18 protein-coding genes are annotated in these 22,444 nt (G+C 37.1%); 8 read left to right on the top strand and 10 right to left on the bottom strand.

The genetic code is table 11. The annotated features are described in order from the left end of the window. Window positions 1-3: 3 nt before the first annotated feature. Window positions 4-873 (bottom strand): alpha/beta hydrolase, encoded by an 870-nt coding sequence (locus tag BANA01_RS11770; RefSeq protein WP_034673623.1) that lies wholly within the window; start codon window positions 871-873, stop codon window positions 4-6. 402 nt (window positions 874-1,275) lie between these two features. On the opposite strand from BANA01_RS11770, the gene BANA01_RS30340 reads away from it, so the two are divergent. The 3 genes from BANA01_RS30340 to arcC all read left to right on the top strand — a co-directional run bounded on the left by BANA01_RS30340 (window position 1,276) and on the right by arcC (window position 5,082). Further along, the gene (locus BANA01_RS30340; RefSeq protein ID WP_063253271.1) at window positions 1,276-2,823 is read left to right on the top strand and encodes a hypothetical protein; all 1,548 of its coding nucleotides are present in this window, start codon (window positions 1,276-1,278) and stop codon (window positions 2,821-2,823) included. Window positions 2,824-2,924: 101 nt separating this feature from the next. After that, entirely contained in the window at window positions 2,925-4,112 is a 1,188-nt protein-coding gene (locus tag BANA01_RS11760; RefSeq protein ID WP_063253270.1) for a tetratricopeptide repeat protein, read from the top strand. Next, window positions 4,105-5,082 (top strand): carbamate kinase, encoded by a 978-nt coding sequence (gene arcC, locus BANA01_RS11755; RefSeq protein WP_063253269.1) that lies wholly within the window; start codon window positions 4,105-4,107, stop codon window positions 5,080-5,082. The genes BANA01_RS11760 and arcC overlap by 8 nt, the downstream gene beginning before the upstream one ends. A 61-nt stretch (window positions 5,083-5,143) precedes the next feature. Here the strand turns inward: arcC and BANA01_RS11750 are convergent, their stop codons facing one another. Continuing rightward, window positions 5,144-5,848, bottom strand: a complete 705-nt coding sequence (locus BANA01_RS11750; RefSeq protein ID WP_063253268.1) for a response regulator transcription factor — start codon at window positions 5,846-5,848, stop codon at window positions 5,144-5,146. A gap of 199 nt (window positions 5,849-6,047) precedes the next feature. Between BANA01_RS11750 and BANA01_RS11745 the strand changes: the two genes are divergently transcribed. The 4 genes from BANA01_RS11745 (at window position 6,048) to BANA01_RS11730 (ending at window position 12,250) form a co-directional block, all read left to right on the top strand. Beyond that, window positions 6,048-7,517 carry an amidohydrolase family protein gene (locus tag BANA01_RS11745; protein ID WP_063253267.1) on the top strand — a complete coding sequence of 490 codons (1,470 nt, stop codon included), beginning with the start codon at window positions 6,048-6,050 and terminating at the stop codon, window positions 7,515-7,517. A gap of 120 nt (window positions 7,518-7,637) precedes the next feature. After that, the gene (locus BANA01_RS11740; protein ID WP_063253266.1) at window positions 7,638-9,203 is read left to right on the top strand and encodes a glutathione ABC transporter substrate-binding protein; all 1,566 of its coding nucleotides are present in this window, start codon (window positions 7,638-7,640) and stop codon (window positions 9,201-9,203) included. Window positions 9,204-9,276: 73 nt separating this feature from the next. Then, a complete protein-coding gene (locus tag BANA01_RS11735; RefSeq protein WP_063253265.1) occupies window positions 9,277-10,500 on the top strand; it encodes an amidohydrolase in 1,224 nt (407 codons plus the stop codon). Window positions 10,501-10,681: 181 nt separating this feature from the next. Next, on the top strand, window positions 10,682-12,250 hold the full coding sequence (locus BANA01_RS11730; protein ID WP_063253264.1) for a glutathione ABC transporter substrate-binding protein: 1,569 nt from the start codon (window positions 10,682-10,684) through the stop codon (window positions 12,248-12,250). Between the two features lie 70 nt (window positions 12,251-12,320). Here BANA01_RS11730 and ncs1 read toward each other — a convergent pair whose 3' ends face one another. From ncs1 to BANA01_RS11690, 8 genes are all read right to left on the bottom strand, one after another. Beyond that, window positions 12,321-13,763 carry an NCS1 family nucleobase:cation symporter gene (ncs1, locus tag BANA01_RS11725; RefSeq protein WP_063253263.1) on the bottom strand — a complete coding sequence of 481 codons (1,443 nt, stop codon included), beginning with the start codon at window positions 13,761-13,763 and terminating at the stop codon, window positions 12,321-12,323. Window positions 13,764-13,775: 12 nt separating this feature from the next. Then, entirely contained in the window at window positions 13,776-15,089 is a 1,314-nt protein-coding gene (locus BANA01_RS11720; RefSeq protein ID WP_063253262.1) for a sodium:solute symporter family transporter, read from the bottom strand. Beyond that, on the bottom strand, window positions 15,086-15,778 hold the full coding sequence (locus tag BANA01_RS11715) for a response regulator transcription factor (RefSeq protein WP_063253261.1): 693 nt from the start codon (window positions 15,776-15,778) through the stop codon (window positions 15,086-15,088). The genes BANA01_RS11720 and BANA01_RS11715 overlap by 4 nt, the downstream gene beginning before the upstream one ends. Before the next feature lie 18 nt (window positions 15,779-15,796). Continuing rightward, entirely contained in the window at window positions 15,797-16,546 is a 750-nt protein-coding gene (locus tag BANA01_RS11710) for a sensor histidine kinase (protein WP_063253260.1), read from the bottom strand. 99 nt (window positions 16,547-16,645) lie between these two features. Then, entirely contained in the window at window positions 16,646-17,638 is a 993-nt protein-coding gene (locus BANA01_RS11705) for an ABC transporter ATP-binding protein (RefSeq protein ID WP_063253259.1), read from the bottom strand. Next, window positions 17,638-18,657: an ABC transporter ATP-binding protein gene (locus tag BANA01_RS11700; RefSeq protein ID WP_063253275.1), complete on the bottom strand. Its 1,020-nt coding sequence runs from the start codon at window positions 18,655-18,657 to the stop codon at window positions 17,638-17,640. The genes BANA01_RS11705 and BANA01_RS11700 overlap by 1 nt, the downstream gene beginning before the upstream one ends. 16 nt (window positions 18,658-18,673) lie before the next feature. Then, on the bottom strand, window positions 18,674-19,594 hold the full coding sequence (nikB, locus tag BANA01_RS11695; protein WP_063253258.1) for a nickel ABC transporter permease: 921 nt from the start codon (window positions 19,592-19,594) through the stop codon (window positions 18,674-18,676). A 14-nt stretch (window positions 19,595-19,608) separates the two neighbouring features. Continuing rightward, the gene (locus BANA01_RS11690) at window positions 19,609-20,463 is read right to left on the bottom strand and encodes an ABC transporter permease (protein WP_235847118.1); all 855 of its coding nucleotides are present in this window, start codon (window positions 20,461-20,463) and stop codon (window positions 19,609-19,611) included. 339 nt (window positions 20,464-20,802) lie between these two features. Here BANA01_RS11690 and BANA01_RS11685 point away from each other — a divergent pair, with 339 nt between their 5' ends. Further along, window positions 20,803-22,380: a glutathione ABC transporter substrate-binding protein gene (locus BANA01_RS11685; RefSeq protein ID WP_063253256.1), complete on the top strand. Its 1,578-nt coding sequence runs from the start codon at window positions 20,803-20,805 to the stop codon at window positions 22,378-22,380. Window positions 22,381-22,444 lie beyond the last annotated feature (64 nt).

Genomic DNA, 22,444 nt, shown 5'->3' with positions numbered 1-22,444 from the left:
TTTTTACTTCAGGTGGTTTTTTAAGAAATCAATGACTTGTTTAAGTGCATGTTGAACAATCGGGTCGTGGAAGTTTTTGTCAAATACATGCTCACCATTTGGAATCGTAATAAGTTTTGCTTCAACCGATTGTTTTATAAGCGCACCTCTCATAAATACGGACTGCTCGTATGGAACGTCCGTATCTTTCGTTCCATGTAATAATAAAGTTGGGGGGAATTCATTTGTAACATTACGATTCGGGCAAAAATGATAGATTGCTTCTTTATTATTTACAAGATTTACACCTGTAATTTCTTCGATCCAAACCCCATTCTGTCTGGCGTAAACGTAAAATAGAAACCGTTCTTCTACAGAGGCCTCAGTTACTACTTTATCGGTTATAAGTTGGTAAGCAAGTTCTTTAGAAACAATATCCTTTTGACGATAATATTTACTTGGACTTGTTGCCCAGCTCCCAACAAGATCCCCGTATCCGTAAAAGGAAACAATTGCAGAGGGCTTATGAGTGAAAGTTCCAGTAGTAAGTGCTAAAAAGCCACCAGCAGAACTACCAACAATTGCAATTTTTTTCGGATCTATAGAAAATTGTTTTGGTCCTTCTCTTTGAATCCAAAGGAGAGCATCTTCAATATCTTTTATTATTTCCGGCAGCTTTGTGGCAGGAGCCAGCCTGTAGTCTATTGAAAAAAGTGAGAAACCATTGTTGGTATAAAGTTGTACCATTTCTTCACTTATTTCTTCTCTTGTTCCCCAAATTAACCCGCCACCATGGATATATACGATGACAGGTGCATTTTCTCGATTAGTCCCATAAAAATCTGCCTTTATTGAGAAATTTACATCTTCTTTATAAATTACAGTTTTCTTCACTTTTATTTACACGTCCTGTCTTATGATTGTTTCAATTAATACTAAAAAAAATAGTCATATAATGCAATTAAAAGATTGTGCAATATAACAAATAATTGCGTTGTTTTTAAGTTTTTCTATTCTAAAATTTAGGACATATTTTGTACATACATTATTGTATAACTTGCCTAAATGAACAGCTTTCTTTTTGGTTTTGGTAGCCAATGACCTAGAAAGCTTTACCTACTAAAATGAAAGATGTAAGGGGTTACGAAATGCTATTATTTCTCTTTTAGATTTATAAAATCTCCAGAGAAAAATAATTCTCTGCTACAAAGGAGGCAAATGAAATAAAAGAGTATGCAATAATGTGAGCAAATTTTTTACATCCAACAAACTAATTCATATTAGAGGTGAAAGGTAATGGATCAAACAATTAAATTTTGGAAAAAAGGGGATTTAGCAGCTTATTTCGGCTTACTTGCTAATAACTTAACCAATCTCCTAACCATGATGTCGTTATTAATTTTTGTCGTGGGTATTCCATCAGCAGTCGTTTACGGGAAAATTGCTCCAGCTTTTGGAATGGGGATATTTATCGCAAGTTGTGCGTATGGCTTTTTTGCTTATCGACTAGCTAAAAAGACAGGAAGGACAGATGTAACAGCATTGCCTTCGGGACCAAGTGCACCGTCGATATTCACGGTAACTTTTTTAGTAATATTGCCAGTTTATACTCAAACAAAAGATTATGAATTTGCGATTGGCATTGCACTAGTATGGTGTTTCGTAGAAGCTATGATTCTAGTTGTGGGGTCACTATTAGGAGATACGATAAGAAGAGTCATTCCTAGGACAGTATTATTATCATGTTTATCTGGTCTTGGACTATTGTTATTAGCCATGAATCCGATGTTACAAGCGTTTGAAGCACCGATGATCGCTTTTGCAGTGTTAATCATCATTTTTATAAATTGGTTTGGTAAATCACCGGTATTTGCAAAAATTCCAACAGGGTTTTTATTGCTTGCTGTAGGTACTGGGATTGCCTGGGCTTTAGGTGTAATGGAGCCAGGTGCAATTTCACAATCATTATCATCTTTTGGATTCAATCCTCCATCTTTGAATATTGATGGTTTTATGCAAGGGTTGCCACACGCTTTACCGTATTTGGCTTCCGCTATACCACTTGGTCTTTCAAACTATGTGTTTGACTTAGAAAATATTGAAAGTGCCCATACTGCAGGGGATGAATATCAAACAAGACAAGTTATGTTAACAAATGGAATTGCTTCTTGTATTGGTGCAGCATTTGGAAATCCATATCCAGTAACAGTTTATGTTGGACACCCAGGCTGGAAATCAATGGGCGCTGGTATTGGCTATACAGTTGCAACGGGTATATCGATGTTAATTCTTTCACTTTTTGGTATAGGTGCATTTTTATTAGCGGTCATTCCGGTCTATGCCATCGCTCCTATCCTTGTTTATATCGGAGTTGTAACAGCAAATCAAGTGGTTCGTGAAACTCCGAAACTTGAAGTGCCAGTTATCTTTATTGCATTATTCCCATGGATCGCTAACTGGGCTCTAACTCTTGCTAATAATGTACTTGGTGCTGCAGGAACGGCCGCGGGCACTGTAGGGATTGATAAACTTGCTAGTAAAGGGGTTTATTACGAAGGATTATCCCATTTAGGAAATGGTGCACCGATTGCCAGTCTATTATGGGGTTGTATAGCCATATTTGCTATTAATGATAAACCGTTACGTGGTGCTGCCGCAGCAGCAGTAGCAGCCGCATTGTCTATCGTAGGATTTATCCACTCTCCAACAGTCGCATTTGCTAAGGGTGCTTCTGTAGAATTTTTCTTTGGCTACCTAATGATTGCAGGTATATTTGTCATCAAATATGTGATGGATCGTAGTAAATCGCAGCCAAAACCTCAAACAGGAAAAAATGCAGCTTAATTAAATTTTTCGGAATTCACCTTCGATAGTTAAGCCCTTCAGGCTCTCGAAGGTGAGATTTATTTATCACCAAAGAATGGATAAAGGGGGAGAATGTTTAAATGAATCAAAACATGGAGCTAATCCAATCAAGTGAACGTGGAGATATAGAATCTGTAAAACAATTATTAGATAACGGGGTTGACGTCACTTTTAAAGATGCTGAAGGTCGAACAGCATTAATGGCTGCTACTCAAAAAAATCAACTCTCAATCGTGAACCTGCTATTAGAAGCTGGCAGTGATGTAAATACAAGAGATATTACACAATTAACACCATTTATTTGTTCTGGTGCAAATGGATTTCATGAAATTTTAAGTACCATGCTCCATTACGGAGCAGATTTAAAAAGTGTAAATCGATTTGGAGGCACTGCATTATTACCTTCTAGTGAAAAAGGCTATCTTAAAACGGTACAAAGATGTTTGGAAGCTGGTATTCCAGTCAATCACGCTAACAATTTAGGCTGGTCTGCTCTATTAGAGTCAGTCATTTTGGGTAATGGAGGACGACTTTACTCCTTGATCATTGAATTACTTGTAAAAGCAGGTGCGGATGTAAATTTACCAGACAGGGATGGGAAGTCGTCACTTCAGCATGCCAAAGAATTAAAGCAGGAAAAAGTAGTAAGGATTCTTACGAATGAGTATGTTGAACAAAATGAATATATAAACCGTGCAAAAGCTTTCTATCTAGATGATAAGTATGAAGAAGCAATTTCAGAAATGAATCACGCTATTGAGATAGATTCAAATAATGTAGATTATTATTTTTACAAAGGCTATTCTTTGCAAGAACTAAAGCGTTATGATGAAGCCCTCAAAGAATATCAAAAGGCGTTAATCCTAAACCCGAATGAACTTGATTATTATTTTTATACTGCTAATTGCTTAAGGCTAATGAAGAAACCAGATGAAGCACTAGCTGAATATGACAAAGCATGTGAATTAGAACCTACTGAAACATTTTACCGTTACCATAAATCAAATTACCTTAGAGAACTAGGCAGACATGAGGAAGCTGTAACCGAAATGGATAAGCTTTTAGCACTTCAGCCAAATAGATATGACTTTTCTTTCCATAAAGCAAACAGTTTGAGGTCCCTCGGAAGGCATGAAGCAGCGATTGAGGCAATTGAAAATGCAATTACAAACGACCCAGCCAATCCTTTATACCAATTGCATAAGAACCAATCACTTGAATTATTAAAACAACAATTAGATGTACAGGAGGAAAGTGTGAATGAGTAATTTAGTTATAGTTGCAATTGGCGGGAACTCTCTAGTTCGGGACAATGGACGCGACTCTGTTCAAGATCAATATGAAGCAGTTCAGGAAACCGCAGTTAATATCGCAGATATGGTTCAAGAAGGATACAATGTAGTAGTGACACATGGAAATGGTCCACAGGTTGGTTTTGGACTTAGAAGATCTGAAATTGCAAGTGAAATTGCAGGTATGACGGATGTGCCACTTGTCAATTGTGTGGCAGATACACAAGGCGGTATTGGATATCAAATTCAACAAGCCTTAACAAACGAATTTACTAAAAGAGGTATAAGTAAAAAAGTTGCTACGATCATAACACAAGTTGAAGTTGATATTAATGATCCGAATTTCGAAAACCCAACAAAACCGGTTGGTTCGTTCTTCACTTTAGAACAAGCAGAACAAATGAAAATGGAACATCCTGAGTGGACTTTTATGGAAGATTCCGGACGTGGTTATCGTAGAGTGGTTCCATCACCAAAACCAATTGATATTGTTGAAAAAGAAGCCATCAAATCATTGATAGATGCTGGGTACGTTGTGATTGCAGCTGGCGGCGGCGGTATTCCTGTTATAAAAACAAGAGAGAATGAGTACATGGGTGTTGACGCGGTAATAGATAAAGATTTTGCTACCAGCCTTTTAGCTGGACAAGTCAATGCTGAGACATTAATTATTACAACTGGTGTTCCAAGAGTATGTATTAATTTTGGAAAACCAAATCAGTTGGCCCTAGAAAAAATTACTGTTGAAGAGACAAAACAATATGTTCTTGAAAACCACTTTGCACCAGGCAGTATGCTGCCAAAAATTGAGGCTAGCCTAAGCTTTTTGGAAAATGGCGGAAAGAAAGTCGTTATTACAAATCCAGAAAGTTTGCAAGAAGCGATTAATGAAAAACAAGGTACTCACATTGTCAAATGTTTAAGTACATCTCATTGCATGCAATAGTAGGTGATAACAGAAGTCCGGCACTATTTATAAAAGTGCCGGACTTTGTTTTGAAAAATTGTTATTTACTTCTTTCCTTCTCCCGAAATTCGGTTAGGGAAACTCCCTCTATTTTCCGAAATAATGTACTAAAATAGTTTTGACTACTAAAACCTGAGTTTTCTGCAACATCCGCTATAGTCCATTTTGGAGTCGTTATTAAAAACCGTTTCGCCATATGGATACGATACTGAATTAAATACTCCGAAAAAGATAGACCTACTTCTTCGTGAAATTTCCGGCTTAAGTAGGTAGGGTTAGCATGAACCTTATTTGCGATATCTGAAAGTGAAATCTTTTCAGCATACTTTTCGTGAATGGCCTTGAGAGAGCATTGAATTAAGGTGGAATAATTTTGAGAATATTGATGCTCTTTATACTTTGAAAGAATCTTTAGCAATTCACTCTCGATAACCGGCTTCGTTAAATAGTCAACAACCCCAATTCTAATGGATTGCTGAGCATAGCTGAAATCCTGACAGGCAGTTACCATGATTATTTCTATATCTTTATTGCTCTGTCGCAGTTCCTCCCCAAATTCAAGGCCAGATTTCCCTGGAAGATTAATATCTAAAAACGCTAAATCGATTTCATTATTGATATGAATGAAATGAGCTTGACTCGCATCGGAAGCCTTAAACAAATTCCATGACGGAAATTCACATTGTAACAAGTATTCTAGTTGTTCTATCTCTAATGGTTCATCATCAAGTAATAAGACATTCATTTTCATGCAGCCCCTCTGTAAAGATTCCCACTTTGTTCTTTTATTTAATTTAAACAAAAGGAAATTTGAAGTAAATATAATGCAGGCAAGAAGTAGAAAAAGTTAAAAAAAGAGTAATAATTCCGAAAATAATTACGTTTATCATTTCCTATAATTAAGTTATTAATCAGATATTACTAGATTGAAAGGAGAATAAAAAATGATTACAAAGCTTAAGGCAAAATATGTGATTGGTTTTGATGGAGATGATCATGTCATTTTAAAAGATTCAGAGGTTGTATACGAAAACGATACTATTATTTATGTTGGAAAGAACTACTCTAAAGAAGTAGATGAGGTCATTGATGCTGGGAATGCGGTCATAAGTCCAGGATTTATCGATTTAAATGCACTGGGTGATATTGATCACGATATTCTTCATTTTGAAGCAAGCAGTGACAAGCAGAAAAACCTGCTTTGGTCAAAGCGTTATGTTGAAAACGGACATCATGAAGTTATGACTGCTGAAGAAGAATCATTTAAATCACTTTATGCTTATTCTCAATTGATTCTTCATGGGGTAACAACTGCTATGCCGATTACATCCGTGTTTTATAAAAAGTGGGCAGAAACGTATGAGGAACTAGCCGAAGCCGCCAATCATGCAGGAAGATTAGGATTAAGAATTTATCTGGGACCTAGTTATCAATCTGGGATTAGAGTCGTGGAGCCGGATGGAACAATTAAGCTTTATTGGGACGAAGAAGCAGGGAGAGCAGGACTTGAGCGGGCCGTAAAGTTTGTTGAAGAATTTGATGGTGCCTATAATGGATTAGTTAAAGGTATGCTTGCACCTGAACGGATTGAGTGCCAAACAGAGGAAAGTTTGAAGCAAACTAAATTTTATAGTGAGAAATTAGATGTTCCAATAAAACTTCATGCTGCGCAGGGAACCTTTGAGTATCACACACTACTTGAGAAACACGGTATAACACCTATTCGATATTTGTATAATCTTGGTTTTTTAGGACCGAAAACCGGAATCCCACATGCTCATTTTATTGCGGGTTATAGTGAAGCTCTCGGGGGCGAAGGTGATGATATAGCTTTGCTAACAGAAACAAATACAACCGTAATCCATTGTCCATTAATTATCGGAAGACATGCTTCTGCATTAGAATCATTTGCCAAATATAAAAGGGCAGGAATTAATTTAGCAATGGGGACTGATACGTTTCCTCCAGATATGTTTCAGAACATCCGCACGGGCAGCATGCTGTCACGACTAATAGAAAAAGATGTGAAAGACTCCACCTATGGAGATTTATATCGTGCGGCAACTCTTGGCGGAGCTAACTTCCTTGGAAGAGATGACCTTGGAAGGATTGCTGCAGGGGCGAAAGCCGATATTATTGTGATTGACTTAGACGGCTTCCATATGGGCGTGATTGATGATCCAATTCGTACAATCATCGCTAATGGATCAGGAAGGGATGTTAAATTATCGATTATTAACGGCAGATTGGTTATGCAAGACCGAATAATTCCAGATCTAGATTTAGAAGAAATCAAATCCAAAGGTCAAAAATATTTTAACAAAATGAGAAAAGGATATTTGGAAAGAGATTTTCAGCAACTTCCCGAAAATGAATTGCTTTCTTCATCATTTAAAACCGTGGATTTCGTCTAATTCTGAAAAGAAGTAAAGATATTGAAAAATAAAGTAAATATTTTCGAAACAAAGTAGTCTGAATATTTTTTATAATTAGTCAAGCACATGCTTAATAAAATATTCAGGGGGTTAGAGGGCATGAAAGAAAAATGGAGATTAGGAACATTCTTACTAATCATGTTTATTGCAATCGTCATTACTGGCTGTTCTACTAAAAAGGACGCAAGTACAAAGCAAAATAATGGTGATACCGCTTCACATGATGGCGGTACATTAGTTATTGCTCGTTTGTCAGATGCTGAGAACTTAGATCATCATTTCATGTCGACAATCAACGCCGCAAGTGTTACACATGGGAAGATTTATGAGGGGCTTGTAGGACGTGATAAAAATGCTGAAATTAAGCCTTTACTCGCAGAAAACTGGAAACAGCTTGATGATTTAACTTGGGAGTTTTACCTTAGAAAAGATGTGAAGTTCCATGATGGAACCACCTTTAATGCAGAGGCGGTAAAAGCGACATTTGACCGGCTGCTAGATCCGGCTGTTGGTTCGCCAAGAGCGGTTGTATTTAAAATGGTAAAAGAAGTAAAGGTAGTGGATGAATTTACAGTTCAATTTATCTTATCCGAGCCATTCTCACCATTACTTTCTATTTTAGCCAGCCATGAAGGCGGTATTATTAGTCCGAAGGCAATTGAGAAGTTCGGTAAAAAAAGTATTAATGAACCGAATGGAACAGGTCCATTTGTTTTTGAATCTTGGACTCCTGGTCAAGAAATTGTCTTTACGAAGAACAAGGAATACTGGGGACCAAAGGCTAAAGTGGATAAAGTTGTATTCAAGGTAGTACCGGAAGAAACAACTAGAATCTCCATGCTTGAAGCGGGAGAGGCCCATATTGCTGAACCGCTCTCCGTGCCGATGATGTCTTCAGTAGAAGCTTCGTCAGCAGTTGAAGTATACCGAAGTGAAGGTTTTGGTACAGAGTATATTGGTTTTAACGTTCAAAAAGAACCATTTAATGATGTCCGTGTTCGTAAAGCCATCTCTCATGCGGTTGAAATGGATTCGATTATAAAGGGTGTATACAATAATGTTGGTAAAAAGGCGAATTCATTATTAGGCTCAAAGGTCTTTGGCTACCATGCTGATATGAAAGCCTATGAATATAACCTTAATGAAGCAAAGAAATTACTTGCTGAAGCAGGCTATCCAGATGGGCTCGAAACGACACTAAAAACAATGGATAGTAAAGAAAGAATTAATATGGCAGAGGTCCTTCAATCACAGTTAAAAGGTATCGGTATAAAAGTTAATATCGAAGTCTTGGAGTATGGTACGTTCGTTGAGCAGGCAAACAGCGGGGATTCTGAGATGTTTATCCTTAGTTGGAGAAACGCAACTGGTGATGCCGATTATAATCAATACAACCTTTTCCATACCAATTCTCACGGAGCATCTGGAAATACCTTCTTCTATAGTAATAAAGAGGTGGATAGCTTAATTGAAGCTGCCCGTAAAGAAAAAGACCCAAATAAACGTATTGAACTATATGCACAGTCACAAGAATTAGAAATGGAAGAAGCGGTATATATTCCGGTAAGGGTGATTGAAAATCTTGCTGCTGTAGCCAAAAATATTCAGGGCTTTGCAATTAGCCCATCTGGTTATTTAGAAATTAATGACGTTTCAATACAATAGGAAAAGGATAAGAGGGATATCCATGTGGATACGCCCTTTTATCTTGTAACAGTAATAGAAAGGATGTTTTAATATGAATCGTACTTATTGGTTAACAAATGCTCGCTTAGAAACGGGATATATAAAAGAAAATGATAGAGTAGCAGGAACAAAAACAGAGCTATTTCACTTATTAATAGAGGATGGTAATATCGAAAAAATAATCAAAGGATCAGTGCCTTTTGGAAATGAACTGCCTGTAAAGGACGCAAAGGGTTTGCTTCTCTTACCCTCCTTTATTGAAAAGCATGTTCATCTAGACAAGACTTACATGGGGGAGGACTGGCGGGCTTGTATCCCAGCTTCAGGTGTGATTGAACGATGTGAAATAGAAAAAAATATTCTAGCATCCATTCCTTCCAGCACAAAGCAGCGTGCAGAAGCTTTGCTGGAAGTTTTATTATCATATGGATCCACCCATGTAAGAACCCACGTGGATATCTATCCGGAGGCAGGTTTGCACAATTTGGAAGGTGTCCAGCAAGCATTAGAAACATATTCTAATAGGCTAAGTGCAGAAATTGTTGCCTTTGCCCAGCATGGCTTGCTGCGTCCTGGTACTGTTCAACTGATAAGAGAAGCAGTAAGAAACGGTGCAGGGATTGTAGGGGCTGTTGACCCGGCAACTGTGGATAATAATATCGAAGCATCCTTAGTACAATTAATGGATTTGGCTGTTGAAGGAAATGCTGATATCGACTTGCATTTACACGATCCTGGACACTTAGGAACGTTCACAATGAAACGTCTTGCTTATTTAACCAAGCAAGCAGGGTGGGAAGGAAGGGTAGCTGTCAGTCATGCATTCGGATTGGGAGATGTCTCCAAAGAAGAAGCAATAGAAATGGCAGGGATTTTAAGAGAAGCTGGAATCTCTATTGTAACCAGTCTTCCAATTGGTCGGAATATTCCACCGGTAAATATTTTAACAGATTGTGGAGTGGATGTAGCCGTTGGGAATGATAATATCTATGATTCTTGGTGGCCAACAGGAAATGGTGATGTTCTTGAAAGGGCTGGACGTCTGCTTGAACGATTCAGATGGACAGATGAGGTTTCACTTGGTCAAACGTTAAAGTATATTACAGGTGGAAAGACCCTATTAGACCACGAGGGGAACCAGTCATGGCCGAAAGTAGGCGATGTGGCTAGTATGGTACTAGTTGAAGCTAGCTGTACCGCTGAAGCAGTTGCAAGACGGGCAAAACGCAAAGCCGTGATCTATAAAGGTAATGTAGTTTTTGAATCCCTACAATAATTAATTTTTGTAAATAAATACAGTAAAGAGGATGTATTTTTCACATCCTCTTTTTTTAATAGATTATAAAAAGTAGTAAAGAAATCGAAAAATTAAGTAAAAATATTCGACAACAGGAGTTTGAATTTTCTATATAATCAGATTTATATAAGGTAACTAAAGGGAAATGGGGGGAAAGCTGATGAAAGAAAAACTTATTATTGGAAAATTTATTTTAGCACTGCTAATGGTAATGTTAATTACTGGTTGTTCTACAAATCAAAGTAGCAGTTCAATTGGTAATAAAAAGGAAGATGATAAAGCTAAAGATGGCGGTACTTTAGTGATAGTTCGTTTAGCAGACGCAGAGAATTTGGATCACCATTTTATGAATACCATTAATGCAGCAAGTGTAACACATGGAAAAGTGTATGAGGGTTTAGTAGGACGAGATAAAGATGCTCAAATCCAGCCTTTATTGGCAAAATCGTGGAAAGAGATTGATAGTAAAACATGGGAATTTAAATTAAGAGATGATGTGAAATTTCATGATGGAACACTTTTTGATGCAAGCGCTGTCAAAAAGAATTTTGACCGGCTTTTAGATCCGAAAGTAAAAGCACCTAGAGCTGGTGTTTTCAAAATGGTTAGTGATGTGAAAGTCATCGATGAATTTACAGTTCAATTTATCTTAGATGAACCGTTTGCACCTTTACTCTCCATCCTAGCCAGTCATGAGGGAGGAATTATTAGCCCTAATGCGATTGAGAAGTTTGGTAAGAACATCATCAATGAACCAAATGGAACCGGGCCTTTTTCATTTGAATCTTGGACACCTGGACAAGAAATAGTATTAGCTAAAAATGAACAATATTTTGGAGATAAAGCAAAGGTCGATAAGGTTATTTTTAAAATTGTTCCAGAGGAAACAACCAGAACCTCAATGATTGAGACAGGTGAAGCACATATAGCAGAGCCGCTTTCTGTTACGATGATGGATACAGTAGACGCTTCATCAGCAATGGAAGTCTATCGGAGTGAAGGTTTTGGTACGGAATATATTGGCTTTAACACGGAGAAAAAACCATTTAATGATATTCGTGTCCGAAAAGCGATTGCACATGCCATTGAAATGGATTCTATTATCAAGGGTGTATTTAATAACGTAGGAAAAAAAGCAAATTCTCTATTAGGATCTCAAGTATTTGGATATCATGAAGGTTTGAAAGCATATGATTATAACTTAAATGAAGCTAAGAGATTATTGGCAGAAGCAGGATATCCTAATGGTTTAAAAATAATCTTGTCAACCAATGATGTAAAGGAAAGAGTAAGCCTTGCAGAAGTTGTTCAATCACAGTTAAAAGGGATTGGTGTTGACGTAGAAATACAGGTATTTGAAGCTGGAACTTTTATTGAGAAAAGAAATAGAGGCGAATCCCAAATGTTTATTAATAGCTGGAGAAATGCAACTGGTGACGCCGATTACAATCAATACAATCTTTTCCACTCGTCTTCAAAGGGACCTGCTGGTAATGTCTTCTTTTACAGTAATGAAAGGGTTGATCAGTTAGTTAATGCTGGACGAATCGAGAGTGATCCAGAAAAACGCCTACAGATTTATGCGGAGGCACAAGAGTTAGAAATGCAGGATGCTGTATATGTACCTGTACGTGTCATTGAAAACGTAGCTGCTGTTTCTAAAGATGTTAATGGTTTTAAAATCAGTGCGGCTGGGTATTTAGAACTTAATGATGTCTCAATTAAATAACCAGTTAATAGTAGGGAGAGGCTAGCTCTAATGGCTGGTAAGTGACAATCATTAGAACTAGCCTCTTTTTTTATTCCTTTATTGCACTTAATCCAAATTGTTTATTAAAATAATATAAAGCTAGATATAAAGGAATGGCTAGAAATATCCCTGTAAACCAAGAAATCCGAGTTAACGGACCAAGCAGGGGTACAAAATTACCCATTAGGCTTATTATGCCTGCAAAGATGGTTGCAATCATAGCGGGGAGATTAACCCCGTTAGAATATCGATTGTGGTTAATAGAATATAATTCTTGTAAATTAATTTCTTTTTTACAAATTAGGAAATAATTCGTCAGTGTTACACCAATGACGGGACTTAACAATCCTCCTACAACATTTAAAAAGGCAAATATGCTTGTTGGGTTCTCCATTAGCTTCCAAGGCATAATAAGTATACCGATAATGGTTGCAGCTAGAGCTCCTGTTTTGAAATTCAATCTCTTTGGAAAAAGAGAAGCAAGTTGATAGCCGGCAGGTATGATATTGCCAACAATATTTACTGATAAAGTTGATAAGCAAATCGTTAACAGTGAAAGGGTAATCGCAAATCTACTATCAAATCGCTCTACCACTTCAAGTACATTCCAAATCGGAACACCAAAAGCAATCTCTGAACCCACAATGATTGAAATGCTGGCTACAGCAAATAATAAATACGTAATAAACAACCCAGAAATCTGGCCCATTGACTGATCTTTATTAGAACGAGAAAACCTAGTAATATCAGAAACACTTAGAATTTGTGCAACCCAGGTTGCCATAATTGCTGAAACACAACTTATGAAAACGAAAATACTATTTCCTTGTACTCCTCTTGAACTATAGTTTAGTATAGGTTCAATTCCACCTGCCAATTTAATGGACCAGATAGCCATTCCGCCAAAAACCACAAAAATTAATGGGGATACCATTTTTGTTAACTTCCCTAATCGATCGATACCGGCAAAAATGAATAAAACATTAATGATCCAGAAGAGTAGAAAGGAAAGAAGACCAGAAAGGGTTAATCCGAAAAAGTTAAAACTTCCGCCTAAAGATAAATACTCTGGCCAAAATTCACCTATTAAAATACTAAGGGCAAGACTGCCTGCATAGGTTTGAAGACCAAACCACATAATCGCGGCAATAACGCCTCTTAGGACTCCTGGAAAGAGAGCACCCTTTATTCCATAGCTTGCACGGAGCAGAATAGAGAATGGAATTCCATATTTGCTGCCGGCGTGCCCATTTAATACCATCATGACTGATAATAATATCGAAGAAATGATAATGATAAAGAATACCTGCCAAATCGATAAGCCTAATGCAAAGAATCCGCCAATTGTTACATAGGAGGGCACATTATGAACAGAGCCCATCCAGATAGAGAAAAATTGACTTACTTTCCATGTCCTAGCCTCAGATGGAGTTGGTAATAAATCTGGGCTATAATGGGCTTGATTTTCGACTTGTGCATGACTTTGTCCCAAACATACCGCCCCCTATAGTAGCTTATTATTATTTCTTGTTATTGTTTTATAGATTAAGACAAGTAAACAAAGAGCTGTTGAAATGGTAAAGCTTAACCATATTCCTTTAAAGTCTTCCGTTCTGGTTACAAAAATATAGCCTCCAATAGATCCAATAAAGGATGAAAAGGGGACTATGAAAGGAAGAACACCTTTACTAAGGATGATATATATCATGGGGCTGATCACCGCCGCATAAATATTCCCTGTGAAAAATAATAACGTGAGCGGGCTCGGAGTAAGTATACTAACTATGACAAGTAAGCATAGACACACTACTCCCGAAAAAAAATACGTGTATTTCCATTTTTCATTATTTGTTAGAGTAAAAAACAGTTCCATTATATTTTTTACAAAAAGGGTAGTTGTGGCGTGTAATTCTGCACTGAGGGCCGAAGCGATTGAACTAAAAACAAAGACCACGAATAGGACGATTAATATAGATGATTGGATTCTGTTTACTAGTTCAGAGAACAAGGAATAAACATTTTCAAAGCTTCTGCCGAATATTGTAATCATTAACAAGGAGGATAAAGCTAGTGGGATGGTTGCCCATATTAATCCTGTTAAAGTAAAGGTTAGTTGAACCTTTTCTTTTTGAATGATAAACATTCTTTGCCATGAAGCACGGTCAATCAAAATTTGACCAAAAAAGACAAAGATTGCTGTAAAAATAAACCAAAAGGCATCCGTGTTCTTTATATACAATAAATAAGGATGATATAGCTTAATTCCGTCATAAACAGGATAAACCCCTTCTTGAATATAAAAGTAGACGGGGATAATAATGACCGCTGCAAAAATCAGGGTGACATTAACACCTGCTACTTGGTGAAGGCGCTGCATTCCCCCGGCTCCTCCGATAAAAAAACAAAAAGTTAAAAAGAGCAATAACCCAATAAAATAAGGAATTGGAAAAATCATCTGAATAAGAATTCCTGCGCCCATAGCTTGTACAAATAAGGAATGAAAGCTTGTTAGGATAAGAACTGTTATCATTAACCAATATCCGTTTGGTGTTAATTTTTGTCTTAAAACATCTCCAATCGTGTGCTGACCAGGGTGATTTTCACGAATCTTTTTTGCTAAAAATCCAAATAAAATAGAGGACAACGCTCCTACTAGTGAATATCCAATTCCACCGATAAGACCGTATTTGATCAAGGTTTCCGGTGATGAAAGGATTGTATTTCCTGTTACCCATCGAGCCAATAAACTAACAACCCCAAAGCTTACACCGAGTTTAATGGCACCACTGATATATAACTGATAATCATTCTTTTTCAATGGAATGTCTCCCTTAGGCGAAAATCCCTTGGTGATTGTCCTGTCATTTTTCGGAAAATTTGGCTGAAATAATGCTGGCTGTTAAAACCGCATCTTTCAGAAACCGTACTAATACTTAAATCGGGATACTCAACGAGCATTCTTTGAGCTTCCTTTAAGCGAAACTCGTTTAAATATTCGGAAAAGCCCATCCCAACCTCCTCATGAAATTTTCTGCTTAAATAAGCAGAATTAATATGAATTTTTGACGCTAAATAATTTAATGTTAATTTTTCACTATATTCCGCATGAATAATGTTTATCGCATTAACAATTTGTTCTGAGTAACGCCCTAATCTTTCATACTTGCTTAATACGGCCATTAATTCATCTTCAATAATTGGTTTGGTTATGTAATCAACAACCCCAAGTCTTATCGAAGTTTGAGCATATTCAAAATTTTGAAAAGCAGTAACCATTATAATATCAATCGTATAAGTTTGTGTTAGTTCTTTAGCTAAATCCAATCCATTCTTCCCAGGAATCTGAATATCTAGAAATGCTAGAAAGATGTCATGCTGCTTAACGATTTGGAGTGCTATGGAAGCATCTTGAGCTTTGAAAATCTTCCAGTTTGGGAATTTTTTAAGGATTAAATACTCGAGCTGCTCTAATTCTAGCGGTTCATCATCAACTAGCAGGATATTCATACGTAATGTTCACCTTCCTTAAATTTCAGAACTCAGTATAAATGGAAAAATAGCTAAAACACTTGTCCCATTGTCTGAGTTGATTAATTGTACAGATGTTTTACCATCCGGAAATAATAACTCCAGTCTTTTTGTAATGTTTTCTAAACCAAGTCCCCTTTCCCGTGAGAGTTCCTCAGCACCTTCAACCGCATTGTTCCACACTGTGATATGGATGTCTTTACCCCGTTTTTCAATCGTTGTTTTTAAAAAGGCTTCGCCAACATATTTCTCAAAAGAATGTTTAAAAGCATTTTCGATAAAGGTTTGAATAATAAAAGGGATGGTAATGGCTTGGTTAACATTTGAATCGATTGAAAATTCATAATGCAGCCTGTCCCGAAAACGTATTTTTTGTATTTCTAAATAATAATTAACATAGGTTATTTCCTCATCGATTGTAATAAAAGTATTATTTGTTTGATATTTGAATTTAAGCAGCTTTGATAGCGTCTCAATCGAACGTATTAATTCTGTTTTACGGTCCAGCCTCGCTAAGCTTAAGATTGAATTTAATGTATTAAAAAAGAAATGTGGCTGAATCTCTTGATTCAATTGGTTGTAGAGGGCAGTTTGCAGCTCTCTTTCTAAAGCGATTTCCCGTGTCTTTTTTTCCAACAGGTCTATTCGCTTTTCAAAAATAAACAAAAAAAGCAATGTAAAGGCCCCTAGTAAAGGCACTAGAGCTGCAATCATAATATTTAGGGAGAAAGCTTCAACTGATAACATAACCGAAATTCTCCTTTATATGAAGAAAAAGGGAGGCAGTTGCTTCTCCCTTTTTTAATATAATATTTTACCGTAATACCTTATAATTATAAAACACTCTTACTTAAAATTTTCTGCGTAATGACAGCTTACCATATGATTTGTATCTAATTCTCTTAAAGCTGGTTCTTCCGTTTTACATTTCTCTGTTGCAAAAGGACAGCGGGTATGGAATCGGCAGCCTTTTGGCGGATTAATAGGGGAGGGGACGTCTCCTTTTAAGATGATCCGCTCCCGTTTTAATTCCGGATTTGGTACAGGAATCGATGAAAGTAAGGCCCGTGTATATGGATGCAGCGGTGTGTCAAATAAATCTTTTTTATCTGCAATCTCAACGACTTTCCCAAGGTACATAACCATTACCCGATCAGAAATATGTCTGACTACACTCAAATCGTGAGAGATAAATAAAAAGGTAAGTCCAAATTGCTTTTGAAGTTTCTTTAGTAGATTTAACACTTGTGCTTGAACCGATACATCCAAGGCCGAAACAGCTTCATCACATATTATTAGTTTGGGATTAACGGCAAGTGCTCTGGCAATCCCAATTCGTTGACGCTGACCACCGCTAAATTCGTGAGGGTAACGATCAAGTGCTTCTTGGGGAAGACCAACATAGCCAAGTAGTTCTTGCATTCGATCCATTCTTTTTGACTTTTCCACTACTTCTTGGATTGCCATGGCTTCATTTAAAATTTGCTTTACGGTTTGCCTTGGGTTAAGAGAAGCGAAAGGATCCTGAAATATTACCTGTAAATCCCCTCGAAGCTTTCTCATGTCTTTCTTATTTAATCCTAAAATGTCTGTTCCTGAATAATAAACCTTTCCATCTGTAGGTTCATCAAGTCTTAAAATCGCACGGCCTGTTGTGGATTTTCCACAGCCAGATTCTCCTACAATACTTAAAGTCTCACCTTCATATAGCTTAAAGGAGATGTCGTCTACGGCTTGTACATAGGCTTTAGGCTTGAAAAGGGAGTCTGTTTTAACAGGAAAATATTGCTTTAAATGTTCTACCTCCAATAATACTTTCTTATCTGCTGCAGCCTGCATTATTTTACAGCCTCCTCTTTTACCATTTTTGCTGTCCATTGATCTGTATACATCCAGCAGCGAACCTTTACACCATCATTTTGTTCAATAAGCTCTGGCTGCTTCTCGTGACAAATCGGTTGCTGATGAGGGCACCTTGAAGCAAAGCGACAGCCAGCAGGCATATTGTAGGGACTAGGAACACTGCCTTCAATCGTTTGTAATTCTTCCTGGTCTTCATGAATTTTAGGCAGTGAATCTAGTAAACCTTGTGTGTATGGATGTCTTGGATTAGCAAAAATTTTCTCGGTTGGTGCATGTTCAATAATATTACCTGCATACATGACGGCTACCGTATCACAAGTTTCAGCAACGACACCTAAATCATGGGTAATCATGATGACACCCATGCCCAGCCTATTTTGCAAGTCTTTAATTAACTCTAGGATTTGAGCTTGTATGGTTACATCCAAAGCTGTTGTTGGTTCGTCTGCAATTAATACCTCTGGGGTACATGCAAGAGCCATCGCAATCATAACACGTTGACGCATTCCGCCGCTTAATTGGAAAGGTTCTTGTTTTGCTCTTTTTTCCGGGGAAGGAATACCAACAAGCTTTAACATTTCGACTGACTTTTCCCACGCGGCTTTACGTCCCATGTTTTGGTGCATTCGTAACGCTTCAGCAATTTGTTCTCCAACCGGTAAAACAGGATTCAATGAAGTCATTGGCTCCTGAAAAATCATCGAAATCTCATTACCACGAACCCTTCTCATTTCATCTTCAGACATTGTTACCAAATCTTTTCCTTTAAACAAAACTTGTCCGCCCGCTATTTTCCCTGGAGGGGAGGGGATCAAACGCAGAATGGAAAGAGATGTTATACTTTTTCCACAGCCGGATTCACCGACAATTCCTAAGGTTTCCCCTTTATGCAAACTAAAATCGATCCCATCTACCGCCTTACTTACCCCGCGTTTTGTAAAGAAATGTGTTTTTAATCCTTTTACTTCTAATATTGGTTTGTTATTCTCCGTCATCATCTATCACCACCTGTTAATTTAATTCAATCCGTTTATTAAAGAATCGGTATAGTACATCGACCAACAAATTCACTACGACGAAAACAAGAGAGGCAACTAATACCCCGCCTTGAACCATTGGTAAATCTCGCATCCGAATCGAGTCGACAATCATTCTTCCAAGTCCATTTATAGCGAAGATGGATTCAACTAGAACTGTCCCGCCAAGTAAGGCTCCGAATTGTAAACCAACTACTGTAATAACTGGAATTAAAGCATTACGTAATCCATGCTTATAAATAATTACACTTTCACGTACCCCTTTAGCACGAGCTGTTCGGATATAATCCTGACGAATAACTTCAAGCATACTTGATCTTGTCATTCGGGCTACAATGGCGGCACCGCCCGCACCTAATGTTAGAGCAGGCAGGATAACATGAAGGAGGCTATCCCAGCCGGCAACAGGGAGGATTTGCAGTTTTACTGAGAAGAAATACATTAACATTAATCCAAACCAAAAGCTTGGTAATGAAATACCTAATAAAGCTACAATCATAACTAATGTATCTTTTAAGGAATAAGGCTTAATCGCAGAAATAATTCCAGCGGCCATTCCTAAAACAATGGTTATAAGGATACTAAAAAAGGCAAGTTCAATAGTAATAGGCAATCTCACTAATATTTCATCTAAGACAGGCTGACTATTCTTAAGTGATACTCCAAAATCTCCACGAAAAACGCTCGTTAAGTAATCGAAATATTGTACTAATAATGGTCTATTTAACCCTAATTGCTCTCGTATGGCATTAATAGTTTCCTTTGAAGCTCCTTCGCCGGCAAGCAAAACTGCTGGATCACCTGGAACTAGCTGCATAATAAAGAATACGACAAAAGTTACCCCTATAATGACCGGAATCGTTTGCATTAACCGGCGTACTATAAACATTAACATCTAATATACCTCCTCTATTTCTTCATTCTTGGATCAAAAGCATCACGTAATCCATCTCCAAAAATATTAAAACCTAAAACTAGTATAGAAATAGCCAGCCCTGGAAATATCGCGATATAAGGTGCAGAAAATAAGAAATCCCTGCCGCTGCTTAACATCGTTCCCCACTCTGGAGATGGTGGCTGGGCACCAAGACCAAGGAATGATAAACCAGCTGCTGATAGTATGACGGTAGCTAGTCTTAGAGTTCCTTGTACAATAATAGGTGAAAGAATATTCGGTAAAATATGTTTAAAAATAATCGTAAAATCATTTGCTCCCAGTGAACGGACGGCGTCAATATATTCGAGTCGTTTTACTTCTAAGGTTGATCCGCGGACAATCCTTGCGAATAATGGAATTGAGTATGCACCGACAGCTATCGTTACATTGATTAAACCAGGGCCAAGTGCACTAATAATGGCTAAAGCAAGTAAAATACCAGGGAATGCTAAGAGAATATCCATAATTCTCATAATGGTTGAATCAATCCATTTTCCATAGTAGCCTGCGATAAGTCCTAAAATAATTCCAAAAAAGGCACCGAAAATGACAGCGGTTATTCCAATCCCCATCGAAAGTCTTGAACCATATAGGATACGGCTTAAGATATCTCTTCCTTTATCATCTGTGCCCATCCAGTGATCTGATGAGGGAGGTATTAATTTATTTTCTAAATTTATTTCATATGGATCATAGGGAGCAAGTAAGGGTGCGAAGAGTGCGACAAATATATAGAAAAGAATGATAATTGCACCGACCATTGCAGCTTTGTTCATGGTTAAAATTGATAAAAAATCTTTTATTTTAGATTCTTTCGGTTGATTCATTGTTTGTGTAATTACAACTGGTTGTTCGGTTTTTGCTTCTAATGTCATGTAAAACCCTCCTTAATTTTTTTTGAAAGAATGATGTCGTCTCTAGCTGTCATAATCCTCCTCTTTAGAAACTATTATTTTTTGGGGATATGTACAAAATTATCAAAATTAATGGGAAAGTAAATATTTTTTAATTTTCTTGTCAAAATAGTTTAAATTCTTGTAAATATTCTGTAAATATTCCAGTAAATCTTCTTCTATAATTCAGATAAGGATTTAAAAGGAATTGCGAAAATCTTTATTCCGTTTGAATTCAGAATCTTGTAAAAAATCAACGAAGGAGAGACGAAAATGGAGAGAAAGAAACGAGTTATAAGAAATGCGTTTCTATTAGTATTAATAGGATTAATGCTAGTGATTACTCAAGCGTGTTCAACAAAATCAACTTCTTCTAATGAAGGAGCAAGTAAAAAAGAAGGGGAAAAACAAGGCGGTACATTAACAGTTGTTCGACTTTCTGATGCAACAAAGCTAGACCCGCATTTTATTACTGATATTCCATCAGCCAATATTATCTATCAAAAAGTTTATCAGGGACTTGTAGTTCCAGATAAAGACTTTAAAGTGCAACCGCTGTTGGCGAAAGAATGGACTGTAGTAAATGATACAACTTGGGAATTTAAATTAAGAGATGATGTTACTTTCCATGATGGAACCCCATTTAACGCAGAGGCAGTAAAAACAACATTTGATCGTTTATTAGATCCAAATACTGGCTCACCACAACGTACGAAATTTGAAATGATTACAGAAGTAAAAGTAATAGATGAATACACAGTACAATTATTACTTGCCTATCCTTATGCCCCACTTCTATCAATTTTGGCAAGTCAGGAAGGCAGCATCATCAGTCCAAAAGCTTTAGCTGAAAATCCAGAAAAACTGGCTGAGCACCCAGTTGGAACAGGACCATTTGTATTTGAAGCTTGGAAGAGTGGTCAAGAAATATCATTAACGAAAAATGATAATTACTGGGGTAAGAAGCCAAATATTGATCGTGTAGTTTTTAAAGTAGTACCTGAAGATGCAACACGTCTTGCAATGATTGAAACAGGTGAAGCACATATCAACGACCAAGTACCTGTAACCGAAATTGATCGAATCGAAGCTTCCGATACAATGGGTCTCTATCGTACAGAAGGACTAGCAGTCGAATATCTTGGATTTAACACAAAGAAGAAGCCATTTGATGATGTAAAAGTCCGTAAAGCAATCAGCCATGCGATTGAAAGAGCAGCTATTATTAAAGGTGTTTATAATAATGTAGGAACACTCGCAAACGTAGCGATGAGCCCTAAAGTATTAGGATATAGCGACAAGATTAAGCCTTATGATTATGATTTAAATGAAGCAAAGCAATTGTTAAAAGAAGCCGGATACGAAAATGGTTTAGAAATTAAATTATTAACAAGTGATCGAAAAGAACGAATTAACATGGCAGAAGTAATTCAATCTCAATTAAAAGGGATTGGAGTCAATGTGGAAATTCAAGTAATGGAGTATGGTGCATTTATTGAAATGATTAATAATGGTGAGCATGAAATGGTAATTAACGGTTGGGGAAATGCAACTGGTGACGGAGACTATAACCAGTATAATTTATTCCACACTGCATCACAGGGGCCAGCAGGTAACCATTTCTACTACAGTAATCCAGAGGTAGATAAAAAAATTGAAGCGGCACGTCAAGAAACAGATGAAGCGAAACGTTTAAAGCTATATGAAGAAGTTATGCAAATTGAAATGGACGATGCGGTTTATATTCCAATTCGGAACTACGAGCATTTAGCGGCTCACAGTAAAAACGTCAGCGGCTTTTGGCTGAATGCTGCAAACTATCTCATGATTGATGATGTAGTAATTAAGTAAAGGTAACCAAGAGGAAAAGTACTTTTGTAAAAAAAGTACTTTTCCTAATTTTTTTAAATAGGAG

The sequence above is a fragment of the Neobacillus niacini NBRC 15566 genome (assembly GCF_001591505.1).
GTDB classification, from domain to species: Bacteria; Bacillota; Bacilli; order Bacillales; family Cytobacillaceae; genus Neobacillus; species Neobacillus niacini.
This window is presented reverse-complemented; position numbering and strand designations above follow the sequence as displayed.